Annotated in this window: 3 protein-coding genes and 1 pseudogene; 1 reads left to right on the top strand and 3 read right to left on the bottom strand. The window is 63.7% G+C overall.

What is annotated here, in order from left to right:
- From ACOZK4_RS18780 to ACOZK4_RS18770, 3 genes and pseudogenes are all read right to left on the bottom strand, one after another.
- Positions 1–168, bottom strand: a pseudogene (locus ACOZK4_RS18780) (ectoine/hydroxyectoine ABC transporter substrate-binding protein EhuB); the annotation flags it as partial.
- Positions 169–227: 59 nt separating this feature from the next.
- Complete coding sequence (gene ehuA / locus ACOZK4_RS18775) at positions 228–1,013, bottom strand: ectoine/hydroxyectoine ABC transporter ATP-binding protein EhuA (RefSeq protein ID WP_421593187.1); 786 nt, start codon at positions 1,011–1,013, stop codon at positions 228–230.
- A 123-nt stretch (positions 1,014–1,136) separates the two neighbouring features.
- Positions 1,137–2,558 (bottom strand): PLP-dependent aminotransferase family protein, encoded by a 1,422-nt coding sequence (locus ACOZK4_RS18770; protein WP_421593186.1) that lies wholly within the window; start codon positions 2,556–2,558, stop codon positions 1,137–1,139.
- Between the two features lie 66 nt (positions 2,559–2,624).
- Between ACOZK4_RS18770 and ACOZK4_RS18765 the strand changes: the two genes are divergently transcribed.
- The coding region (locus ACOZK4_RS18765; protein ID WP_421593309.1) for an Lrp/AsnC family transcriptional regulator at positions 2,625–2,771 on the top strand (147 nt) is incomplete at its 3' end.

Genomic DNA, 2,771 nt, shown 5'->3' with positions numbered 1-2,771 from the left:
GGCAGCGACCGCCGTGAACGGCGGCTCGTTGGCGATGGCGACGCGGGCGAAGCCCTGCCCCTTCAGTTCCTCCAGCTTGGCGTCATCGGCGGACGCCGGGGTTGCGGCGGCGATTGCCATCAGCGCGCCGGCACCGGCAGCCATGCTCATGAAATGTCTGATCTTCATCGTGCGAACTCCTCTGTGGTTGTTGTTTGGGGCCATTCTCTTGAAGTGCCTGGAGCACCTCAGACGCGGTGCCCTGCCGCGATGATCTTGCGCAGGAAGGTCTGTGTGCGTTCCTGCCTGGGATTGCGGAAAATCTCGTCCGGCTTGCCTTCCTCGACGATCTTGCCGCGATCGAAGAACAGGACCCGATCGGCGAAGTCGTGGGCGAAACCCATCTCGTGCGTGACCAGCAGCATGGTCATGTCGGTCTCGGCGGCGAGCTTGCGCATGACGTTCAGCACCTCCTCGACCAGTTCCGGGTCGAGCGCCGAGGTCACCTCGTCGAACAGCATGATCTTCGGCGAAAGTGCGAGGGCGCGGGCGATGGCGACACGCTGCTTCTGTCCGCCGGACAATTGGGCGGGCATGCTCTTCGCTTTGTCGGCGAGGCCCACCATGTCGAGAAGCTCCATCGCCCGCTTCTCAGCCTCCGCACGCGCCACGCCCTTGGTCAGCATCGGCGCGAGCGTTACATTGTCGAGAACGCATTTGTGCGGGAAGAGATTGAAGTGCTGGAAGACCATGCCGACCTTCTCGCGCATCCGGTGCAGGTGGCGGTCGTCGGCCGGCACGAGGCTGCCGTTCTTCGGCATATGATAGAGCTGGTCCCCCTCGACCTCGATATGGCCGCCGCTGATTGTTTCCAGCGTCATGAGGATGCGCAGGATCGTCGTCTTGCCGGAGCCGGACGGGCCGATAAGGGCGAGCTTTTCGCCCGGCAGCACCTCCATCGACAAACCGTCGAGCACGGTCAGGGGACCGTAGCGCTTGGTGATGTTGTCGATGCGGATGATTGGTGCGGCCATGCCTGTCTCTCCCTGGCGGGACAAGTGATGGCCTAACGATGCGCGGCGATCAAAATCATGTCAATCCGAATAATAATCTCATGACAATTATTGTTTCCATGCGCATTTGGCGGGCAATTTGCCCTAAATCGCGAGCAGCAACGCCTCCGGGTTTCCGCTGGCCAACGAAGCGAGAATGCCGAGGCCGGTACGAAGTTCCTGCTCGGTCGTGGAGCCGAGCGAGATGCGCACGGCCGGATGCCAGCCTTGGTCCGCCGTGCGGAAGGAGGAGCCCGGCGCGATGGCGACGCCACGCAGGCGGGCCTGCGAAACGAAGCCTTCCTCGGTGTGCCCTTCCGGCAGCGGCAGCCAGACATGCAGGCTTTGCGGATGGGCATGGTAGGGCAACCCCGCGAAGGCCTCCTCCGCAATGGCATGGCGAACGCCAAGCGCCCGTCGCTGCCAGTTGACCAATTCCATCGCCGTGCCGTCGCTGACCCAGCGGGTGGCGATCTCGGCAATCGACGGCGTTGCCATCCAGTTCGAGACGAGGTGCCGGTTGGCAACGGCAGCGACGTAGCGGTCGGGGGCCGCGAGATAGCCGATGCGCAGGCCCGGCACCGTGATCTTGGTGAAACTGGTGATGTAGAGCGTGCGCTCCGGCGCGAAGGCCGCGATCGGCTGCGGCTTGCGCTCGACGAGCGGGCCGAGAATGTCGTTCTCGATGATCGCGATATCGTGACGCCGCGCGACGTCCGCCAAAGCCTGCCGGCGCTCGCCGCTCATCAGTGTGGCCGTCGGGTTGATCACGGAAGGTTGCAGGAAAACCGCGCGAATAACGCCTTTGCGGCAGGCTTCGTCGAGCGCCTCTGGGATCATGCCGTCGCGATCGATCGGCAGGCCCTCGAGATGCAGGCCGAGATAGGTCGAGAGCGGCACCAGCGTGTGGTGGCTGATCGCCTCCGTCGCCACCGTCGCGCCGGGCGGCGCCACGCTCATCAGAGCGACCGTCATGCCCGAGGTCGCGCCATTGGTGAGGCTGATGTTGAGCGGCGAGATATCGAGCCCGCAGCGCGCCAGCCATTCGGCCGCGACGGCGCGATGACGCGGGAACACCATATTGGGGCGGAAGGACAGCGCCGAGCTCGATGGCAGATTTTCCGCAAGCCAGCCGAAGGCCTCGCGCATGCGCTCGAGATGCAGCTGCTCGCAGACGGGCTTGAGGATCGACAGATCCACAAGTTCGCCCAGCCGCTCCGGCAGATAGGGCGGCTCCGGCTCCTTCGGCTGTGTCTGTACGAAGGAGCCGCGGCCGACCTCGCCCGAAATGAGGCCGCGGCGGATCAGCTCGTCATAGGCGCGGCTGACGGTCTGGACGGAGAGTTTCAGGTCGTCGGCGAGCTTGCGGTGCGGCAGAAGGCGTGTACCGTTCGGCAGCAGCCCTTCCTGGATGGCGCGCGCGATCTGCTCGGCCAGAGAGAGATAGGCCGGACGGCGCAATTGGGATATGTCGGGACGCCAATTTGTCATGATTTCAACAGTGCTCAAATTCAGTTCAATTGACAATGTCTAAATGCCTTTCCATTGTCTTTTTCCCGACTTTGACATGATCCCCGCCCGGAGGGCGACCGCATGAAGATCGACGCCATCGACCTGCGCATCCTGGAAGCCATCCAGGAGAACGGGCGCATCACCAAGCTGGCGCTGGCGGAAAAGGCGGGCCTTTCCCCTACCCCCTGCTGGCTCAGGCTGCGCAAGCTGGAGAAGGCGGGTATCGTT

Source organism: Shinella sp. M27, assembly GCF_049199905.1.
GTDB lineage: Bacteria > Pseudomonadota > Alphaproteobacteria > Rhizobiales > Rhizobiaceae > Shinella.
The sequence above is the reverse complement of the archived record's forward strand: the minus strand, read 5'-3'. Positions and strand labels throughout refer to the sequence as shown.

What these genes read in the sequence shown, in the direction of transcription:
- ehuA (WP_421593187.1), bottom strand. Translation starts at nt 1,013, where the DNA reads ATGGCCGCACCAATCATCCGCATCGACAACATCACCAAGCGCTACGGT.